This window comes from Microbacterium meiriae, assembly GCF_025143875.1.
In the GTDB taxonomy this organism is placed as follows: Bacteria; Actinomycetota; Actinomycetes; order Actinomycetales; family Microbacteriaceae; genus Microbacterium; species Microbacterium meiriae.
The window spans coordinates 88,571-107,287 of the sequence record NZ_JAMBDU010000008.1; the positions used below are offsets into that span (position 1 = coordinate 88,571).

The following is an 18,717-nucleotide window of genomic DNA, read 5'->3' on the forward strand; positions in this document are numbered from 1 at the left end:
TCTCGCCCCCCTCATCACTCGATCGGCATGCCTGACGTGCCGCCGCCTCGAGTCGGAATAACCCGTGCATTCGATCAATAGACAGGCCGACCCGCGCCACGAACGTGCGCCGTTGGTGTCGGTGATCGTCCCCGTCTACAACATCGAGACCCTCATCGAAGCATGCGTGCGCAGCATCCTGCGACAGAGCTATCGGAACCTCGATATCATCCTTGTGGACGACGGTTCGACAGACTGCTCGCGTTCCATCTGCGAAGGGATAGCTCTCACCGACGATCGTGTTCGCGTGCTCAGCAAAGCAAACGGTGGGCTGTCTGACGCTCGAAACCACGGTATTCAGAACGCGTGGGGCGAGTTCATCACATGCGTCGATGGCGATGACCTCGTGGCGCGGCATTATGTGCAATCCCTGATGGGCCCCCTGCTCAAGACGGAAGCGGACCTTTCCACGATCGGATTTCTCCGAGTGAGGGAAGGATTCGAGGACACCTCGGCGACGCGGTCAGGAGTTGGCTACGAAGTGCTCGCACGCGAGGAAGCTCTCGAGCGGTTGTTCCTCCAAAACGGGCTTACGACGAGCGCCTGGGGAAAGATGTATCGACGAAGCGCTTTCGAAGGAATCGAGTACCCACGGGGAGCGATCCATGAAGATCTCCCCGTCACCTATCGGTTGATCGCGCGGTCCCGGGCGACGGCGGTCATCCACGGCGTCGGCTATTTCTACGTCCAGCGATCGAGCAGCATCACAGGTCGAGCCGATTACGGTCGCCGCGTACAGGCAGTGAGGTTCGCCGAAGAGGCCGTAGAGTTTTGCCGCAGAGAGGAGCGGAGCCTCGTAGGTGCCGCCCAGGTCAGGGCAGTTATGGAGTGCGCGTTCATCGTCTCGCAGGTTCCGCGTGTCGCGGAGTTGCGAAATCTGGACCCCGTCGTCCTCGGTACGTTGCGCGAGTATCGCCGCGATGCCCTCGCCTACCCGGGTGTCCCGGCAATGCAGAAGCTCACGGTGATGGCCTCGTACCCCGGCTTGCCGTCATTGTGGATGTTCATGCGGGCTCGCAGCATCGCGAGCTCCTTGCGAACGACTTTGAGGAGTGTTCGATGATTCGACGAATCAAGCACAGCCTGATTCCCCTTTACCAACGGGCCGCGACATGGCGTGCAGGGCGGACCTTCGTCCGTCGCGATGAGCGTCCCACGGCATTCCTTCTCCTCACGCCCGATTATGGAAACGTCGGCGACCTCGCCATTGGGGTCGCCGAGGTCGCCTACCTTGAAAGCAGGCTTCCCGAGTATGACATTGTCTCGATTCCGCTGACCGAGACATATGCATGGCTACGGTCGATCAAGAAGCGGTCGCGCGAGGGTGACATCGTCTTCCTTGTAGGCGGTGGCAGTACGGGCGACCTCTACCCACGTGCCCACTTCGGCCGAGTCTTTGCCATTCGCTACCTTCAACGTCTCCCCATCATCTCCTTCCCGCAGTCCATCATCTACAGTTCCGAGCACGCGAAGAGGACATTCGGTCGTAGAGAGCGCGCCGCCTTCCGCAGTCACTCGTCCCTTCGGCTCTTTATGCGAGAACGGACGAGTATGAAGATTGTCGAGGAGATCTTCGGCGGTGATGTGGGGTACGCGCCCGATATCGTCCTCTCGCAAACGAACCTCACGAATGCGGAGGCGCAGCGCTCTCACGCCCTCGTAGTGCTGCGGGCGGATGGTGAACGCAGCCTGACCGATGATGACCACGAGAGGATTCTGGTTCTGGCCGAAACGATCTCCGGGGCGGTTGTGGTGCAGGATCACGAAGTGTCTTTCGAACCGCAGCGCGGTCTGTCGCCGTCGGCCGTAGTTCAGGAAATGATGGAACAATACCGATCGGCCCAGGTCGTGATTACCGATCGACTGCACGGCATGATCTTTGCGGCGGTGACAGGTACACCCTGTGTCGTACTTCCCAACACGAATCACAAGATCGTCGGCACGTATGAGGACTGGTTGCGGGAGTCGTGTCCATACATCCGCTTCGCAGAGAGCCAGGACGCGGATGCTCTGCGGCTCCTCGCCGAAGAAGTAGTCGTCATCGGCCGGGCGGGCGCGCAGCCGCCGGTGCTGGACTTCTCACAGCTCGATGCGGCGGTGGCGGAGTTCGCGATGCGCGGCGACGTCCGGTGAGACTCCAGGAATGAGGAACATACGCTTCACGGGCGCGCGCAACGCGCTCCTGATCAGCGGAGGAACGTTTGCGGGACAAATCATCACCTTCGTGGCGCTACCTTTCCTAGCGCGCCTCTACTCTCCGGAAGAGTTCGGCGTCTACTCCCTTGCTCTTACGGTCGTCGCGCTCGGGCTCCCGGTCGCCGTGCTGCGGCTCGACCGCGCGATGCTGCTTCCCCGCCTCGACTCGACGACCAAGTCGTTGCTGTGGGCGGCGCTCACTGTTGCGTTCGCCGTCTCGGCGGCCACGGGAGCTGGCACGTGGCTTCTGGGCACTTTCCATCGGGATCCTACCGTCTCGGTTCTGGTCGGAGTGCTCATGCTCACCTCAGCTGCCATCGCGCTGTTGGTTCCGTTGGCCTCGCGTGCGGGCGACTACGGATCCATCGGCGTGCGCACCGCCGTACAGTCCGTGGCGAGCACGGCGGCCCAGTTCGCGTTCGGTATCGGGCGGCTCACCTCAGTAGGGCTCATTGGAGGCGCTCTTGCCGGATCCGCGGTCGGCGTAGCCGTACTGAGCCCGTATGCCCGACGTTTGGGGGGACGGGCGTCCGCGGCCAAGGCTGTCGCGAGTCTCCGGGCCTACTGGAGGTTCCCTGTGATTTTTATGCCCATTGCGTGCATGACGCTATTTGCGCAGCAACTTCCGCTTTTGTTCAGCGCGGCATCCTTCGGTCTCGGCGCGGCAGGGGTTGTCGGGATGGCGGAACGTATTGTCGCGATTCCGGTGACGCTACTCGGCTTGGCTGTTGGCACTGTGTTCGAGAGCGAACTCGCGCGATCTTTGCGCGCGCGCTCTGGAGGTATCGTTCGTCGCTACCTGCTGACGTCGCTCGCGCTTGCAGTCGTCGGCCTCTTCATCGGGGCGTTCCTCGCGTTGATGGCGCCGTGGGGACTGACGTTGCTGTTCGGGCAGAACTGGACCGTTGCCGGTGAAGTCGCGCAGGTGATGTCAGTTGTGGTGATGACCCGCTTGGTCGTGTCCGCAACGAGGAATCTCACACAGTTGCTTCAGCGCGGCGTGGCGTCCATCGTCTTAGAACTGGCCAGGGTCGTTCTCGCGGCAGCGGCTGCTAGCCTCGCACTTGTTAGCGGGATGGAACTCATTCCGTCTCTGTGGTTGATTTACAGCGCCCTTGCGCTGTCGGACCTAGTGACCTGGTGCTGGGGCTTCCACGTGCTGCGCGCGCATGAAAGGGAAGGCGGCCAAGCGGCATGAAGATCGTTCATGTCATCAACTCCTTGGCGACGGGCGGCGCCGAGCGCATGGTCGTCGAGCTCGCCACTCACGGCGTGCGGCGCGGGCACGATGTCCGGGTGGTCGTTCTCGCGGACACCGAGGGAATGCCTCGGCGCATCGCCGACGAGCGAGGCATCCCTATCGCGGTGGCAGCGACTTCGCTCCGCGACCCCCGGATCCTCGTACGGCTTCGTAACCTCACCGTCGGGGCGGACGTCGTACACGTGCACCTCTTTCCCGCGATGTACTGGGCGGCGACGCTCGGGGGCCCGAAGGTGTTCACCGAGCACAGCACACATAACCGCCGGATGGGCCGGCGCCTTTATCGGCTTCCCGAGCGGTGGGCATACAACAACTACGATCGGGTCGTCGCGATCGGCCCGGGGGTTGAGCGGCGGCTTCGCCAGCACGCAGCAGGGATAGGAAGCGGAACTCGTGTCGTCACGGCGCTGAACGGTGTGGCCGATGAGTTCTACGCGGTGAACACGAGAACCCACCGCAGCGGGGTACGACTTCTATCAGTCGGTTCCCTGACCGAGGTGAAGCAGCACGCGGTTGCTATTGAGGCGATGCGGCTGTTGCCGGACGCCACGCTCGATATCGCGGGCGAAGGACCGCTGCGGCGGGAACTCGAGACGCAGATCGTGAAGGCGGGCCTGCAGTCTCGGGTTCGCCTGTTGGGCAACGTCAAGGATGTGCATACGCTACTGAGCAGCTATACGCTCCTGCTCTCCACTTCCAAGTATGAGGGCTTCGGCCTCGTGGCAGCCGAAGCTCAAGCGGCGGGTCTGCCGGTTGTAGGGCCGGCGGTCGAGGGGTTTGACGATGTGGTCCTACAGGGTCGCTCCGGTCTCTTGTTCGGTTCGGCTACGCCGGAGGAGATCGCAGCGCGCGTGCGCGCGGCGATCGAGCCGTCGCAGTATGCGCGTCTTGTCGCCGGTGCACTGGCGAACTCCCGCAGATTCACCATGTCGAACTCGTTCGAAGCCAACTACGCGGTGTACAAGAGCGTCATCAGGGAGGTCGGATCCAGTCGCTAACGGGCGACTTATCGCGGCCTAGACTTATCAACATAATCCAGATCATGCGGGGGGGACTGGCGTGGCATTCATCCTCGCGTTCGTGAACATCATGGCCTACCTCGCTTCGCCGGCGGCGGGGTTCGCGACAGTCATCGTCTCCCTGTTGATCGTCGGACTCCGCCCACGGCGTACACCCCTCGAGAAGCTCCTGGCCATGCTCGTTCTCACGATGCCGCTTTATGCGCTCCCGATACTGCCTGGCCTGCACCACGTCGCGTCCTGGACCACCGTGCTCCTGTTGGTGCTCATGGTGATGGTCGTGCCGCAGATTCGAAGATTCTCCCCCCTGCTGGCGGTGGCGCTCTTCACTGTTCTCGCCTTCAGCATCCTTACCGGACTATCCTCAGCGGATGGGGCCGAGGGCTGGTACTACATCGCGCAGTTCCTGATGTTCGTCGTGCCTGCCATCCTCGTTTATGAAGCGCGGGGATGGACCGCAGCCACTCTCGGTCGGGATGCGGTCGATCGGTTGCTCGGAGTGCTCGCATCGACGCAACTTGCAATCGCCGTCGGAGTGATCGCTCAGTGGCAGCTGCACAGCCGATGGGGAGTCTCGCTGGGGTCGATCAGCTTCTTCGTCGAACGCGTCACCTACGATCTCACCGTATCCGCCTACAGCGTCCTCTCTGGTCTCTTAGCGATCGGGATCGTATTGACTCCCACCCTCTGGCGCCGTGGGCGATGGAAGATGGCGATCGTACTCGCGGTGGTCTCCTCCTTTGCGATCGTGGTGAACTCTTCTCGAACCGGGATCATCGTCGGAGCGGCAATCCTCGGCCTGGCGATCCTCTTCCCTCCGAAGGGCGCACGCCGCTTCGGAGCGCGCCTCGCCATCATCCCTGCAGGCATCCTCGCATGGTGGATGTACAACTTGTACGCGACCTCTGCGCGCGGGAGGGAAGGGTTCTTCGATGACAACGGGCGATTCGAGACGTTCCAGCACGCGTGGGAGGTCATGACCGCATCGGACATCAATCTCCTCCTCGGCGTCGGCTACGCCGACTACGAAGGAACCGCTCCGCACAACTTCTTGGTGGAGACGCTCGTGAGCTCTGGCATCATCGTGAGTGCGATGATCTTCGCGCTCATCGTGGGGCTGCTGATCTATCTGCGGGGGACCGAGTGGCAATACCCCATCTGGGCACTGCTCGCATCTTCCATGCTTTACGCCGGCTTCTACGCTGTGAAAGCGGCCGCCGTGATCGCTGTGCTGATGCTGGCGCTTCGATCCGTTCAAGACACGGCAGCGTCGAGTCGAACGACCGAACTTGTGACGCATGAGCGATCACGGGCCGGGTGAACTCCCCGCCAGTCGAACCCGCGCGAGAGCCCTGAGCAAGAGACGCAGTGTCGCGATGTGACGTATCCAGGAAGTCTCTCCTAGCGCGGTCTAGCCTTGCCTTCGCTGCTGATTGAATGGACGACATGCATCAGGAACAGCCCGGACCCCGCACGCGCCGTGAAGCGCGAACTCTCACGGAGGCCCCCGCTGTGGAGACACGTCCGCCGCGCCGTCGTCGGCGCTGGATTTGGATCGCGTTGGTCATTGCCCTCATCCTGCTGGTCACCGCCGCGGTGGTCGCCGCCGTGCAGCTTTATGAGCGTGCGATGACGACTCGGTCCCACCTGGAGGCGGCGATGGCCGAGGTGTCGACGGTGCAAGAGTCAATCCTGTCTCAGAACACTGCTGGGGCATCGGAAGCGGCTGCGCGTCTGGCGGAGGAGACGTCGGCTGCGGTGGCGCCCACCCAAGGACGGCTGTGGGCGATGGGGGAGTGGGTGCCTTGGATCGGCTCGAACCTCACCGCTGTGCGGGAGGTCGCGGAGCTGACGGATTCCCTCGTAGCAGAGGCCGTGACGCCTGCCACGCAGCTCGACCTCTCTGCACTCACCCCGAGCGGAGGGCGAATCGACGTCGCTGCGCTGGGGGGGCTCTCGTCGCTTGTCGACGGCATCGTGGCGGAGGTTGACCGGGCAACTGCGAGGATCGGTGCCATCCACACTGGCGGGCTCATCGATCAGGTGGCTGCGGGCGTCGCAAGGCTAGACGGCGCGCTGGCACGGCTTGACGAGACACTCTCCCCTATTCACGACGTCCTGGGCGTCCTCCCCGAGGCACTGGGGGCGAATGGGCCCCGCAACTACCTGGTCATGTTCCAGGGCAATTCGGAGGCGCGTAGTCTCGCCGGCAACGCGGCGGTGTTCATCGTGATCCGTGTCGACAACGGCGCGATTGCGATCACGGAACATGTGGACAGCTCGGATTTCCACCAGCCGACCGAGGAGCCGGTCGTTTCGCTAGATCCCGAGGCCGTCACGATCTACGGGGATAAAATCGGCCGCTACACCCCCGACTTCACGATGGTGCCGGATTTCCCGACGGCCGCCGGGATCCTTCAGGGTTGGTGGAACCGGGATGTGGGGACGGATGTGGATGCCTACATATCCATGGATCCGGTGGCGCTCTCATACCTGCTCGCGGTCACGGGACCGGTGAGCCTGCCGACCGGCGACTCACTGACCGCGGAAAACGCGGTGCCGCTGCTGCTGAACGAAGCGTACTTCCGATACGAAGACCCACTCATGCAGAATGCTTTCTTCGGGTCGGCGGCGGACGCCGTCTTCACTGCGCTCACGAATGGCGCAGGCTCGCCGACGGCCATGATCAGTGCCCTCGCTCGCGCGGTGGACGAGGGGCGCCTGCTTTATTCCAGCGCGGACCCGGACGAGATGGCGCTGATCGGGACTACCCGAATGGCGGGACAGATGCCCGCGGATGAAAAGCCTCTGCTTGGTGTCTATGTGAACGACAACACGGCTTCGAAGAAGAGCTTTTACCTCGACATGAGCATCGCGGCGTGTCTCGGGGGAGGGCAGGCGCGAGCGTCCGTCACGCTGGCATCCTCGCTCGACGAAGCAGAAGCCTCACGCCTGCCGTATTACATCACCGGACCGTACTTCGCCCCGGGTGAGATCAGCAGCTATGTCGTCCTCTACGGCCCGGTGGGGTCTTCGTTCGTGAGTGCTGCGGTGGATGGCAGTGCTGTGACTCCGCTCGCGGTCGGCCAGCACCTCGGTCGTCCCGCGGTCAAGGTTGAAGTGCTGAACAGGTTCGTCAGCGAGCACACCGTCGACGTGACCTTTGATGGTGTCGCTGGTGACGGCGACGAGCTGGAAGTTTGGCACACCCCTATGACAAGGGAGACGCCCGTCGAGACCTCGACCTGTGCACCGTGACGTACTCGATCGGATGAGGTGGTGCGGGATTCGCCGTCGTCTCAGCGAAGCGCCGCCTGGACGATCCGCTCGACCTCGTCCAGCGCCGGGGTGAGCTGCGCACCCGAGAGCGCGTAGGTCTCCCGCGAACGGCGGTACGGATCGACGACGTCGTCGTCCTCCGGCCGTGCGGGGGTGAGGCCGCGCTGATCCCCGACGGCGCGGAGCACGGCGGCGAACCGGTCGCGCAGCGCTCCGTCCCCCCGGGCGGCGTCCTGGACCTCGTCGGTGCTCAGCGTCGAGGCGAGCCGTGCGAACTCGCGCAGCGTGAACGTGCGTCGGAGAGCCGCCGGCATCATCTTCACGACGGCGGAACGGTGCTCCCGCGCCATCGTCAGCACGAGGTCCGCCTCAGCGATGTACGGCTCGACGAGGTACCGGGCGCGGTGGGCCAGGGCGATCGTCGAGTCGGCGCCGCCCTGCGTGACGAGTTCGAGGGCTTCCTCCGGCATGCCGTGCCCGTCGAGCGCGTGCGTCCCGGCGCTGTGCACGCGGACGCCCAGCGGCTCGAGCCGCTGTCGGAGCAGCACCTCGGCGAGGGGAGAGCGGCAGATGTTCCCGGTGCACACCGTCAGGATGGTCAGCGTCTCGCCGGCGGGGGCGATCGGACTGACGCCGTTCTCGGGGACGGCGGTGGGCGCGGGCTGGTCCTGCTGCTCGCGCCACTCTCTGCGGCTCATGCCGGCCGGCGGGCCGTCGAGGGGAGGGAGGGTCACGAAGCCAGCCTAGGGTCCCTCGGTCCGTCCGGACCGCGTGACAACAGGGCCAGCAGCAGAGTCGCCACGACGGCTCCGAGGAAGGTGCCGGTGGTGTTGGCGATCACGTCGCTGAGCGTGGGGAACCGGGACGGCATCAAGCCCTGCACCGTCTCGATCACGACGCTCAGCAGACCACCGGCGAGCGTGACCTGCCAGAGTCGAAGCCGTGGCCAGGCGAAGGGCAGCAACAGCCCGACAGGGACGAAGAGGGCGACGTTGGCCAGGATCTCCAGCACCACGGCGCTCGGCTGGTAGGGCGCGATGCCGGCTTCCGCGACCCAGCGGGCCATCACGCCCACGAGACCCGTGACCTTGGACGACACGGCCGCGGGCAGCCAGACGGTGAAGCCCACGAACAGCAGGTAGCCGACCAGGGCGACGCGGGCTGCCACCCAGCCGCGCGGGGCACGGGTGGCGAGGGTCGGGGTCATGGCGTCATGCTATCCGCGCCGCCGGAGCAGCCCTCTCAGGATCGCGACCCGAGCTGCTCGATGTACCGCAGCAGCACTCCTTCGCGCAGCGCCCACGGCGACACCTCCAGCTCCTCCACCCCCAGTGCGCTCATCGCAGCATGCAGCGACACCGCGGCCGCCACGATCTGGAACGTCCGGTCGGGCGTGATCCCCGGGAGCTCCTGGCGCGCCGAGGCGGGAAGGCGCGCGAGCCGCGGGATCCACGACCCGAGCGCCTCGCGGGGGAGCAGCATCCGCTCGATACCCGACCAGCCGGGGACGGGATAGCCGACCAACCGTGCGAGCGAACGGATCGCCTTGGAGGACCCCACGACGTGGTCCGGACGGGGGAGGGCATGGAACCGGGGGACGACCGCGTCGAGAGTCGCTGCGGCGTGTGCCCGCAGCCGCTCCACATCGTCCTCACCCGGCGGATCCTGCGGGAGGAACTGCACCGTCATGCGCCCGGCTCCGAGCGGCACGGAGGCGGCGACGTCCGGTACCTCCTCGGCGCCCGCGGCGATCTCCAGGGAGCCGCCGCCGATGTCGAGGAGCAGCAGCTGGCCGGCGGACCACCCGAACCAGCGCCGCACCGCGAGGAAGGTGAGCGCGGCCTCGGTCTCCCCATCGAGCACCTGGAGCGGCTGACCCAGGACGGCCTCGATGCGCGCGATCACCTCGGCTCCGTTGCGGGCATCGCGCACGGCGCTCGTGGCCGTGGCGAGGAGCGCGTCCACGCGTTCCGCCTCCGCCACCCGGCGGGCCTGCGCGACAGCGGTCTCCAGGGCCTGCACGCCGTCCTCCGCGATCGCCCCGTCCGGTGTGAGGTACCGCATGAGGCGCAGCACGGTCCGGTCGCTCGTGGTCGCGAGCGGTCGTCCGCCCGGGCGTACGTCGGCGGCGAGCATGTGGACGGTGTTGGATCCGATGTCGAGGACTCCCAGGCGCACGGGATGAGGATACTCGCGCGCGGTTACGATGGACGACGTGACCACCGCCGACCCCACGCTGCCGCTGTCGCCGTACCGGGAGATCGGGCGCGCGGAGTGGGCGCGTCTCGCCGCCGGACTCGACCAGCCCCTCACCGAGACCGAGGTCGTGGAGCTGCGGGGGATCGGCGATCGTCTCGACCTCACCGAGGTCCGTGAGGTCTACCTCCCGTTGAGCCGGCTGCTGAGCCTGTACGCGAGCGCGACGAAGCAGCTCGGTGCGGCCACCTCGTCGTTCCTCCAGGAGGACGACACGACCACGCCCTTCGTCGTCGGTGTCGCCGGCTCCGTGGCCGTGGGCAAGTCGACCATCGCCCGGCTCCTCCGCGAGCTGATGAGCCGGTGGCCGGGGACGCCGCGCGTGGAGCTGGTGACGACGGACGGCTTCCTCTACCCGAACGCCGAGCTGGAGCGCCGGGGCCTCATGGACCGCAAGGGCTTCCCGGAGTCGTACGACCGCCGGGCGCTGATCGAGTTCCTCACGGAGGTCAAGAGCGGAGCGCCCGAGGTGCGGGCGCCGTTCTACTCCCACATGCGCTACGACATCGTGCCGGACGCGCACGTCGTGGTGCGCCGCCCCGACGTCGTGATCGTCGAGGGGCTCAACGTCCTGCAGCCTCCGCCCGCGCCGAACGACGTCGCCGTCAGCGACCTCTTCGACTTCTCGATCTTCGTGGACGCCGACACCGCGCACATCGAGAAGTGGTACGTCGACCGGTTCCTCGCGCTGCGGCAGGGGGCCTTCAGCAACCCGTCGTCCTACTTCAACGTGTTCGCGCACCTCACCGATGAGGAGGCGATCACCACCGCACTGGGATATTGGAACGAGATCAACATGCCGAACCTCGTCGAGAACGTCATGCCCACGCGGCACCGCGCGCGGCTTGTTCTGCGCAAGGGCGCGGATCACGACGTGGAGAGCGTGCTGCTGCGCAAGCTCTGAGCCGCCCTGGCGGGCGTCCTATTGTTCGGACGACTCGCAAAAATTCCCGCTTACCCTTATCCCCATGTGTGGAATCGTCGGATACGTGGGCCCGCGGCCCAGCCAGGACATCCTTCTCGCCGGCCTCGCCCGGCTCGAGTACCGCGGCTATGACTCCGCGGGCATCGCCGTGATCGACGGCGAGGGAACGCTGGGCATGCGCAAGAAGGCGGGCAAGCTCGCCATGCTTCGCGACTCGCTCGGCGATGCACCCCTCGCCGACGGCACGACCGGCATCGGTCACACCCGGTGGGCCACGCACGGCGGCCCGACCGACGTCAACGCGCACCCGCACCTCGCCGACGACGACAAGCTCGCGGTGATCCACAACGGCATCATCGAGAACTTCGCCGCGCTGCGCGACGAACTCCTCGCCGACGGCGTCGCCTTCCGCAGCGAGACCGACACCGAGGTGGCCGCGGCTCTGCTCGGCCGCGAGTACGCCGGCAACGGGGGCGACCTCGCGCTCGCGTTCCGCGCCGTCGTCAACCGCCTCGAGGGCGCCTTCACGCTCCTCGCGATGCACCAGGACCACCCGGGTCTCGTCGTCGGCGCTCGCCGCAACTCGCCGCTCGTGATCGGCCTGGGCGAGGGGGAGAACTTCCTCGGCTCCGACGTCGCCGCCTTCGTGGAGCACACCCGCAAGGCCCTCGCGATCGGTCAGGACCAGATCGTCTCGATCACCCCCGACGCGGTGACCGTGACCGACTTCGCCGGCACGCCCGTCGCCGCCGAGCCGTTCGACGTCTCGTGGGACGCCGCCGCCGCCGAGAAGGGCGGATGGTCGAGCTTCATGGCCAAGGAGGTCGCGGAGCAGCCGGAAGCCGTCGCGAACACCATCCGCGGCCGCATCCGCGACGGTCAGGTCGTCATCCCGGAGCTGGACGGTCTCGACGACCTGTTCGTCGGCATCAACCGCGTCATCATCACCGCGTGCGGCACCGCCTCCTACGCGGCCCTCGTCGGCAAGTACGCGATCGAGCAGTGGGCGCGCGTGGCGGTCGACGTCGAGCTCGCCCACGAGTTCCGGTACCGCGACCCCGTCATCGGCGCGGACACCCTCGTCGTCTCGATCAGCCAGTCCGGCGAGACCATGGACACGCTGATGGCCGTGAAGTACGCCCGGGAGCGCGGTGCCCGCACGCTGTCCGTCTGCAACACGCAGGGGGCGACGATCCCGCGCGAGTCCGACGCCGTCGTCTACACGCACGCCGGCCCGGAGGTCGCCGTCGCCTCGACCAAGGCGTTCTCCGCCCAGATCACGGCGCTGCTCCTGCTCGGCCTGCACATGGGACGAGTCCGCGGCGTCGTGGCCGACGCCTCGACCGATGTCGAGGAGCTCGCCGCGCTGCCGGAGAAGGTCGCGAAGGTGCTGGAGAGCGAGCACGAGCACGTGACCCAGCTCGCGGGCTGGATGGCCGACACCCGTTCGGTGCTCTTCCTCGGTCGCCACGTGGGCTACCCGATCGCGCTCGAGGGGGCGCTCAAGCTCAAGGAGATCTCCTACATCCATGCGGAGGGCTTCGCCGCCGGCGAGCTCAAGCACGGTCCGATCGCGCTGATCGAGCCGGGCCAGCCCGTGTTCGTGCTCGTGCCGTCGCCGCGGCACTCGGCACTCGTGCACTCCAAGGTCGTCTCCAACATCCAGGAGATCCGCGCCCGCGGTGCCCGCGTGATCGTGGTGGCGGAGGAGGGCGACGCCGCCGTGCTGCCCTTCGCCGACGAGGTCATCCACATCCCGCTCGCCGGCCCCATGTTCGAGCCGCTGCTGGCCGTCGTCCCGCTGCAGATCTTCGCGATGGCGCTGGCGACCGCGAAGGGCCTCGACGTGGACCAGCCGCGCAACCTCGCGAAGTCCGTCACGGTGGAGTGACCGCCGACCCACCCTGTTCTGTTCGCCCCACCCCTCTGCGTGCGCACGCAGACGGGTGGGGCGTTCGTAACGGGGTGGGTGGGGAAGCCCGAGTAGGCTGAACGCGTGATCATCGGCACCGGCATCGACCTCGTGGACATCCCGCGGTTCGAGCGCACGATGACCAGGACGCCTCGTCTGCGGGAGCGGCTGTTCGCCCCGTCCGAACGGGAGCTCCGGCTGCCGTCCTTGGCCGCGCGGTACGCCGCGAAGGAAGCGCTGATCAAGGCCCTCGGCGGCTCCGACGGCGTGCACTGGACCGAGATCGAGATCGCCTCCGAGCCCTCAGGGCGGCCGCATTTCGTGCTGTCCGGATCCACCGCCGCGGTGGTCGAGGAACGCGGCATCCTCACGCTGCACCTCACCCTCACCCACGACGCCGGTCTCGCCGCCGCGTTCGTCGTCGCCGAAGGAGCCCCGCTGTGACCGTCCCGTTCCGCGAGGCGACGATCGACCTGGATGCGATCGCCGACAACGTGCGGCACTTCCGTCGCCTGACCGGCGTGGAGGTGCTCGTCGTCGTGAAGGCGAACGCGTACGGCCACGGTGCCGCCGCGGCCGCCGTGGCGGCTCTCTCCGCCGGCGCCACCCGCCTCGGCGTGGCCGAGATCCCGGAGGCACTGGAGCTGCGGCGTCAGGGCGTGCACGCCCCGATCGTGGCCTGGCTGCACGCTCCGGGGGAGCGCTTCGTCCAGGCGGCCGCCGAGGGGATCGAGCTCGGCATCTCGTCATACGACCAGCTGCAGGCGGCGGCCGCCGCCGCATCCGGAGACCGCCCGGTCGCCGTGCACCTGAAGCTCGAGACCGGGTTGTCCCGCAACGGCATCGCCCCCGACGGCTGGGGGACGGTGCTCGCGGAGGCCGCTCGCCTGGAGCGCATCGGACGGGTCAGGGTCGTGGGACTCTTCAGCCACCTCTCCAACGCCTCGCCCGCCGACGACCGTGCCGCGCTCGCCCGATTCGAGGAAGGGGTGGCGCAGGCCGCCGCGCTCGGCGTGCGACCCGAGATCCGACACATCGCCGCCACGGCCGCCGCCATCGACCTTCCCGAGACGCGACTGGACGCCGTCCGCATCGGCATCGGCACCTACGGCCTCTCGCCCTTCGACGACCGCTCCTCGGCGGAACTGGGCCTGCGTCCGGCCATGACCCTTCGTGGGGCGGTCGCCGCCGTGCGGCGCGTTCCCGCCGGCACCGGGGTCTCCTACGACTACGTGCACCGCACGGACCGGGAGACCACCCTGGCGCTCGTGCCGCTGGGGTATGCCGACGGCGTCCCCCGCAGCGCCTCGGGGCGACTGCCCGTGTCCATCGGAGGGCGGCGCTACACGAACGTGGGACGGATCGCGATGGATCAGTTCGTCGTGGACGTCGGCGATGCCCCGGTCGCGGTCGGCGACGAGGTCATCCTCTTCGGGGACCCGACCCTCGGCGTGCCCTCGGCCGCGGACTGGGCCGAGGCCGCCGGCACCATCGGCTACGAGATCGTCACCCGCATCGGGCACCGGGTGCCGCGGAGGACGACGTGAGCCTGGACCCGGCGTTCCTCGGACGCCGGCGGATCGCCACCTCCGAGGAGATGGAGCAGCTCGGGCTGCGTATCGGCGAGCAGCTCGAACCGGGCGACCTGCTCATCCTCACCGGACCCCTGGGGGCGGGCAAGACCACGTTCACCCGGGGTCTGGCCGAGGGACTCGGTGTGCGGGGGCCCGTGCAGAGCCCGACCTTCGTGATCGCCCGCACCCACCCGTCCCTGGTCGGCCGAGCGCCGCTCGTGCACGTGGACGCGTACCGCCTCGGCTCCGCCGCCGAACTCGACGACCTCGACCTCGATCTGGAGCGGTCGGTCGTGGTCGTGGAGTGGGGCCGCGGCATGGCGGAGGAGCTCGCCGACGCCTGGTGGGACGTCGAGATCGAACGCCCCGTCGGAGCCGGCGACGACGAGGACGACCTCGACCCCTCGGAGCTGGACGCCGACGCGCCGCGCTTCGTCACGATCGCCCGCGAGGAGCGCGCGTGACGGGGGAGACGCCGCTGGTCGCGGTCATCATCGAAGACGACCCCGGTGTGCGGTCGCTCCTGGACGAGGTGTTCCTCGCCGCGGGCTTCCGCACCGTGCTGGCGGGTTCCGGTCCGGACGGTCTCGCGGCAGTGGCGGCGCACCACCCGATCATCACCACCCTCGACATCAACCTCCCCGGCATCGACGGGTTCGAGGTCGCGCGACGCATCCGACGGGTCAGCGACACCTTCATCATCATGCTGTCCGCCCTCGCCGAGGAGTCGGACGTGGTGCTGGGCCTCACCTCCGGTGCCGACGAGTACCTCGTCAAGCCCTTCCGGCCGCGCGAGCTGCGGGCGCGGATCGAGGCGCTCCTCCGCCGTACCCGCCTGTCCGCGGCGGACAAGGGGACGCCCGCGGCCGCGAGCGCCCCGCCGCCCCGGGTCACCGTCTCGACGGCCTCCGCGGCGTCGAGCGCGTCCCTGCCGGTCATCGCCGCCGCCGACGCCACCGTCGCCACGTGGCGAGGGCTCGTGCACCGCGACCTCAGCCTCGACCTCGACACGCGTCTCGTGCTCGTCTCCCAGCGCCCCGTCGAACTCACCCCCACCGAGTTCGATCTGCTCGCCGCGCTCCTCGAGGCCGGCCGCAGAGTCTGCAGCAAGGCCGACCTCGCACGCGGGCTGCGCGGCCTCTCCGGAGACGCCTTCGACCGGGTGAGCGAGCCGGACAAGCGGGCCATCGAGACGCACATGGCCAATCTGCGCCGGAAGCTCGGTGACAACCCGAACGCCCCGCGCTACATCGAGACGGTGCGCGGCGTCGGCTACCGTCTGACCTCCGACGACCGGCCCGTCTGAGGAGAGGGGTCGAGGCCGCGGCTCCCCCACCGCGGCCCCGGATGCCTGCGAATCCCCACTCGCGCGGCCCCAGCTTCTGCGAAATCCCCAGTCGCAGCGTCGGCTCCCACTCAGAATCGTAGGACGGGAAGGCCACCTGAAGAGCGCGAAGTGACGATCTTTGAGTAATCTTGCGTGAATGCTGAGGATCGACCGGGAGGCGGGCCTTGATGATCCGCACGGTCTCGATCTGGCGGTGGCAGCTGGTGTTCACCGCGAGCATCGTCGCCATCGTGGTGATGGTCGCGGGCTTCAAGCCGCAGACCCTCGCGATCCCGCTGTTCATCGGGGGGATCGGCCTCATCGTGGTCACCACCCTGGTGGCGCTCATGGTGCCCTGGCGGCGCCTGCCGCGCACGGCGGTGACCGTCCTCCCGCTGCTGGACGTGCTCGGGGTGGGACTGACGACGAACGTGCCGGATCTCCGGCTCGGCTTCCTCTGGGTGTTCCCGGTGGTCTGGTTGGCGACCTACTTCTCGATGCCCTGGGTGTTCGTCGGCATCGTCCTCAGCGGCGGCTGCCTCGTGTTCTTCGCGGACCGCTCCGGGCCGCCGGAGGACGTACTGCTCCGGGTGCTCACCGTCGTCATCACCCTGAGCTTCCTCGGCGTGACCGTCCGTATCGGCGCCCAGCGCTCCGGTGCGGCGCGGCGGCTCCTGCAGCGCCGTTCCGAACAGGTGAACAGGGCGGCGGAGCGGGCCGAGACGAATCAGGAGCGCGTCACGCAGGTCATCGACGCGCTGGGCATCGCGCTGGTGGTGGTCACCTCCGCGGGCCGCGTCCTGCAGATGAACGACGCCTACCGCGCCCTGTACGGCCGCGACCGCTTCGGCACAGCGCTCCCGTCGGCCTCCGTCGAGTACGACGCGCGGCGCGGAACGGCTCTGACGCCGGAGCGCACCACGCTGGCACGAGCCGCCGCGGGGGAGCAGATGCGGGAGGAGCGGGTGTGGCTGTACGACGGTGCAGGGCAGTGGCATGCCCTGGCCGTGACCACCCAGCCCATCGCAAGTGCCCGGGAGGGGGAGAGCATCACCCTCGTCGTCATCGATGACGTCACCGCCCTCCTCGAGGCCGCCGAGGAGCGTCGGGCGCTGACCGCCGTGATCTCCCACGAACTGCGCAACCCGCTCACGGCGATCATCGGCCATGTCGAGCTCCTGCGGGAGCGCGACGACCTCCCCGGCCGGGTGCCGGCGCAGATCGAGGTCATCGCGGACGCCGGGGAGCGGCTGCAGGATCTCGTCACGAGCATGCAGGCTCAGACGGGGCGGATCTCGCACGACCCCTTCGAGCCGGTGGACCTGCGCGTGGTCGTGGAGGAGTCCGCCGCATCGTTCGCGCCCCTGATGGGCGCCGCGCGCCAGGAACTCGTGCTCGATGGGGCGGAGCGGGTGGTGATCACGGGAGACGCGTTCCGGTTGCGTCAGGTGGTGGACAACCTCCTGGGCAACGCCGCCAAGTACACGGAGGGAGGCGGCCGCATCACGGTACGGCTGGTGGAGTCCGACGGCCATGCGGAGGTCACGGTGGCGGACACGGGGATCGGCATCTCCGAGGACGAGCTGCCGCGGCTGTTCGAGCCGTACTTCCGCGCCGACAGCGCCGTGCGCGGCGGCATCCCCGGTACCGGGCTCGGCATGGGCATCGCGCGGGACATCGTGGTCGCACACGGCGGCGTCATCCTCGTGTCGAGCGAGGTGGACGTCGGCACCACCGTCACCGTCCGTTTCCCCCGACGAACGAAAGAGGACCCCGTATGACACCGCTCGTGCCCGTGAGCGTCGATGTCACCACGAGCATGGTGGCGGTGGTGACCGTGCTCACCGCGGTCGTCGTCGGTCTCGCGACTCTCGCCCGACCGAGCAGGGCGACCATCGTCTGGGGGGTCGCCTTCGGTATCGGGATGCTCGGCGCCTACCTGTGGCTGGCCGGGCACCACACCGGCAGCCCCGTGCTGCGGGCGGCCGCGTCCGCCATCGTCGTCTGCTTCGTGCCGCTGGTGTGGATCGGCGTGCGGATGCATTTCGAGCGCACGGCACCCTGGCTTCCGGTCATCGTCGCGCTCGTCGGGGTGCCCGCAGCCCTGATCCTGACGGCGGGCACGCGCTGGTATCTGCCGGTGTTCCACGTCGTCTTCCTGGCGATGGCGGTCTTCGCCGGGCTGCTCGCCTGGGAGCTGACGCGCGGGCAGGCGGCGACGCGGGACATCGTCCTGCCGCTCGCGCTCGCCGCGTGCGGCTTCGTGGTGGTCGCCGTCGTCAGCGCGGGGTCCGCCCTCGTCTCCGGCGGCGTGAGCACCGAGGAGCAGCTCAGCGCGCTCCGCGGAGTGAACGCCCTGGGGACGATCGTCATGAGCACCTGCGCGGCGTTCACGCTCGTGCTCCTCGTCCGGGTGGAGAGCGCGCCGCCGGGGACCGACGGCGCCGCGAACCGTGCCAGGGATCGTCTGCGCAAGGCGGCAGCGCAGAAGGACCCCGCGTGGTCGGTCCTCGACGTCCGCCTGGACGATCCCGCCGACCTCCGCGAGGCGTCGAGCAGCGCCGGGTTCCGACGCATCGCGGACCGGTTCCACGCGGACATCTGCGACGCGCTCCCGGCGACCGCCGATGCGGAACGGGTCGCCGACGACCGCGCGATCGTCCTCATCCACGGCAGCGACGAGGCGGTGCGCTTCCATCTGCGGGCGATCCTGGGATCCGTGTCGATCATCGACCTGGACGCGCCGGCGACCGGCATCCGTTCCTCCGCGAGCATCGGCTGGGCGACGGCATCCGTCGCCGGGTACGACTACGACGCTCTCGTCGCGGCGGCGGCATCGGCGGCGTGCCGGGCGCGCGATGCCGGTGGGGATCAGTGGAAGCGGGCGCAGGAGTCGGACCTGGCCGCCGTGTGACCAGGCCCTCCGGCG

17 protein-coding genes are annotated in these 18,717 nt (G+C 68.0%); 14 read left to right on the forward strand and 3 right to left on the reverse strand.

From position 1 onward, the window contains the following. Window positions 1-115 precede the first annotated feature (115 nt). The 6 genes from M4D53_RS07275 (at window position 116) to M4D53_RS07300 (ending at window position 7,773) form a co-directional block, all read left to right on the forward strand. Window positions 116-1,102, forward strand: coding sequence for a glycosyltransferase family 2 protein (locus M4D53_RS07275; RefSeq protein ID WP_259953037.1), 987 nt, complete (start codon window positions 116-118; stop codon window positions 1,100-1,102). Then, window positions 1,099-2,172, forward strand: a complete 1,074-nt coding sequence (locus tag M4D53_RS07280; protein ID WP_259953038.1) for a polysaccharide pyruvyl transferase family protein — start codon at window positions 1,099-1,101, stop codon at window positions 2,170-2,172. The genes M4D53_RS07275 and M4D53_RS07280 overlap by 4 nt, the downstream gene beginning before the upstream one ends. 10 nt (window positions 2,173-2,182) lie before the next feature. Then, entirely contained in the window at window positions 2,183-3,433 is a 1,251-nt protein-coding gene (locus M4D53_RS07285) for an oligosaccharide flippase family protein (RefSeq protein ID WP_259953039.1), read from the forward strand. Then, window positions 3,430-4,494, forward strand: a complete 1,065-nt coding sequence (locus M4D53_RS07290; RefSeq protein WP_259953040.1) for a glycosyltransferase — start codon at window positions 3,430-3,432, stop codon at window positions 4,492-4,494. The genes M4D53_RS07285 and M4D53_RS07290 overlap by 4 nt, the downstream gene beginning before the upstream one ends. Before the next feature lie 61 nt (window positions 4,495-4,555). Continuing rightward, window positions 4,556-5,836: an O-antigen ligase family protein gene (locus tag M4D53_RS07295; protein ID WP_259953041.1), complete on the forward strand. Its 1,281-nt coding sequence runs from the start codon at window positions 4,556-4,558 to the stop codon at window positions 5,834-5,836. A 125-nt stretch (window positions 5,837-5,961) separates the two neighbouring features. Further along, window positions 5,962-7,773: a DUF4012 domain-containing protein gene (locus M4D53_RS07300; protein ID WP_259953042.1), complete on the forward strand. Its 1,812-nt coding sequence runs from the start codon at window positions 5,962-5,964 to the stop codon at window positions 7,771-7,773. Window positions 7,774-7,814: 41 nt separating this feature from the next. Here the strand turns inward: M4D53_RS07300 and M4D53_RS07305 are convergent, their stop codons facing one another. The 3 genes from M4D53_RS07305 to M4D53_RS07315 are packed head-to-tail and all read right to left on the reverse strand — an operon-like array spanning window position 7,815 to window position 9,972. After that, the gene (locus tag M4D53_RS07305; RefSeq protein WP_259953045.1) at window positions 7,815-8,528 is read right to left on the reverse strand and encodes an arsenate reductase/protein-tyrosine-phosphatase family protein; all 714 of its coding nucleotides are present in this window, start codon (window positions 8,526-8,528) and stop codon (window positions 7,815-7,817) included. Continuing rightward, window positions 8,525-9,001, reverse strand: coding sequence for a VanZ family protein (locus M4D53_RS07310; protein WP_259953047.1), 477 nt, complete (start codon window positions 8,999-9,001; stop codon window positions 8,525-8,527). Before M4D53_RS07310 ends, M4D53_RS07305 begins: the two co-directional genes overlap by 4 nt. A 35-nt stretch (window positions 9,002-9,036) precedes the next feature. After that, window positions 9,037-9,972, reverse strand: a complete 936-nt coding sequence (locus M4D53_RS07315; protein WP_259953048.1) for a Ppx/GppA phosphatase family protein — start codon at window positions 9,970-9,972, stop codon at window positions 9,037-9,039. Between the two features lie 28 nt (window positions 9,973-10,000). On the opposite strand from M4D53_RS07315, the gene coaA reads away from it, so the two are divergent. The 8 genes from coaA to M4D53_RS07355 all read left to right on the forward strand — a co-directional run bounded on the left by coaA (window position 10,001) and on the right by M4D53_RS07355 (window position 18,702). Then, the gene (gene coaA / locus M4D53_RS07320) at window positions 10,001-10,954 is read left to right on the forward strand and encodes a type I pantothenate kinase (protein ID WP_071327518.1); all 954 of its coding nucleotides are present in this window, start codon (window positions 10,001-10,003) and stop codon (window positions 10,952-10,954) included. A gap of 64 nt (window positions 10,955-11,018) precedes the next feature. After that, window positions 11,019-12,866: a glutamine--fructose-6-phosphate transaminase (isomerizing) gene (glmS, locus tag M4D53_RS07325; protein WP_187663386.1), complete on the forward strand. Its 1,848-nt coding sequence runs from the start codon at window positions 11,019-11,021 to the stop codon at window positions 12,864-12,866. A gap of 105 nt (window positions 12,867-12,971) precedes the next feature. Continuing rightward, complete coding sequence (locus M4D53_RS07330; RefSeq protein WP_187663387.1) at window positions 12,972-13,331, forward strand: holo-ACP synthase; 360 nt, start codon at window positions 12,972-12,974, stop codon at window positions 13,329-13,331. After that, entirely contained in the window at window positions 13,328-14,434 is a 1,107-nt protein-coding gene (gene alr, locus M4D53_RS07335) for an alanine racemase (protein ID WP_259953053.1), read from the forward strand. Before M4D53_RS07330 ends, alr begins: the two co-directional genes overlap by 4 nt. Next, the gene (tsaE, locus tag M4D53_RS07340) at window positions 14,431-14,925 is read left to right on the forward strand and encodes a tRNA (adenosine(37)-N6)-threonylcarbamoyltransferase complex ATPase subunit type 1 TsaE (protein WP_396817912.1); all 495 of its coding nucleotides are present in this window, start codon (window positions 14,431-14,433) and stop codon (window positions 14,923-14,925) included. The genes alr and tsaE overlap by 4 nt, the downstream gene beginning before the upstream one ends. Further along, entirely contained in the window at window positions 14,922-15,767 is an 846-nt protein-coding gene (locus M4D53_RS07345; protein WP_187663389.1) for a response regulator transcription factor, read from the forward strand. Before tsaE ends, M4D53_RS07345 begins: the two co-directional genes overlap by 4 nt. Window positions 15,768-15,976: 209 nt before the next feature. Then, window positions 15,977-17,569, forward strand: coding sequence for a sensor histidine kinase (locus M4D53_RS07350; RefSeq protein ID WP_259953055.1), 1,593 nt, complete (start codon window positions 15,977-15,979; stop codon window positions 17,567-17,569). After that, the gene (locus M4D53_RS07355) at window positions 17,566-18,702 is read left to right on the forward strand and encodes a hypothetical protein (RefSeq protein WP_259953057.1); all 1,137 of its coding nucleotides are present in this window, start codon (window positions 17,566-17,568) and stop codon (window positions 18,700-18,702) included. The genes M4D53_RS07350 and M4D53_RS07355 overlap by 4 nt, the downstream gene beginning before the upstream one ends. The last annotated feature ends 15 nt before the right edge of the window (window positions 18,703-18,717 follow it).

What these genes read in the sequence shown, in the direction of transcription:
- M4D53_RS07290 (WP_259953040.1), top strand. Translation starts at nt 3,430, where the DNA reads ATGAAGATCGTTCATGTCATCAACTCCTTGGCGACGGGCGGCGCCGAG.
- coaA (WP_071327518.1), top strand. Translation starts at nt 10,001, where the DNA reads ATGGACGACGTGACCACCGCCGACCCCACGCTGCCGCTGTCGCCGTAC.
- M4D53_RS07280 (WP_259953038.1), top strand. Translation starts at nt 1,099, where the DNA reads ATGATTCGACGAATCAAGCACAGCCTGATTCCCCTTTACCAACGGGCC.
- M4D53_RS07300 (WP_259953042.1), top strand. Translation starts at nt 5,962, where the DNA reads ATGCATCAGGAACAGCCCGGACCCCGCACGCGCCGTGAAGCGCGAACT.
- M4D53_RS07285 (WP_259953039.1), top strand. Translation starts at nt 2,183, where the DNA reads ATGAGGAACATACGCTTCACGGGCGCGCGCAACGCGCTCCTGATCAGC.
- glmS (WP_187663386.1), top strand. Translation starts at nt 11,019, where the DNA reads ATGTGTGGAATCGTCGGATACGTGGGCCCGCGGCCCAGCCAGGACATC.
- M4D53_RS07310 (WP_259953047.1), bottom strand. Translation starts at nt 9,001, where the DNA reads ATGACCCCGACCCTCGCCACCCGTGCCCCGCGCGGCTGGGTGGCAGCC.
- M4D53_RS07350 (WP_259953055.1), top strand. Translation starts at nt 15,977, where the DNA reads ATGATCCGCACGGTCTCGATCTGGCGGTGGCAGCTGGTGTTCACCGCG.
- M4D53_RS07355 (WP_259953057.1), top strand. Translation starts at nt 17,566, where the DNA reads ATGACACCGCTCGTGCCCGTGAGCGTCGATGTCACCACGAGCATGGTG.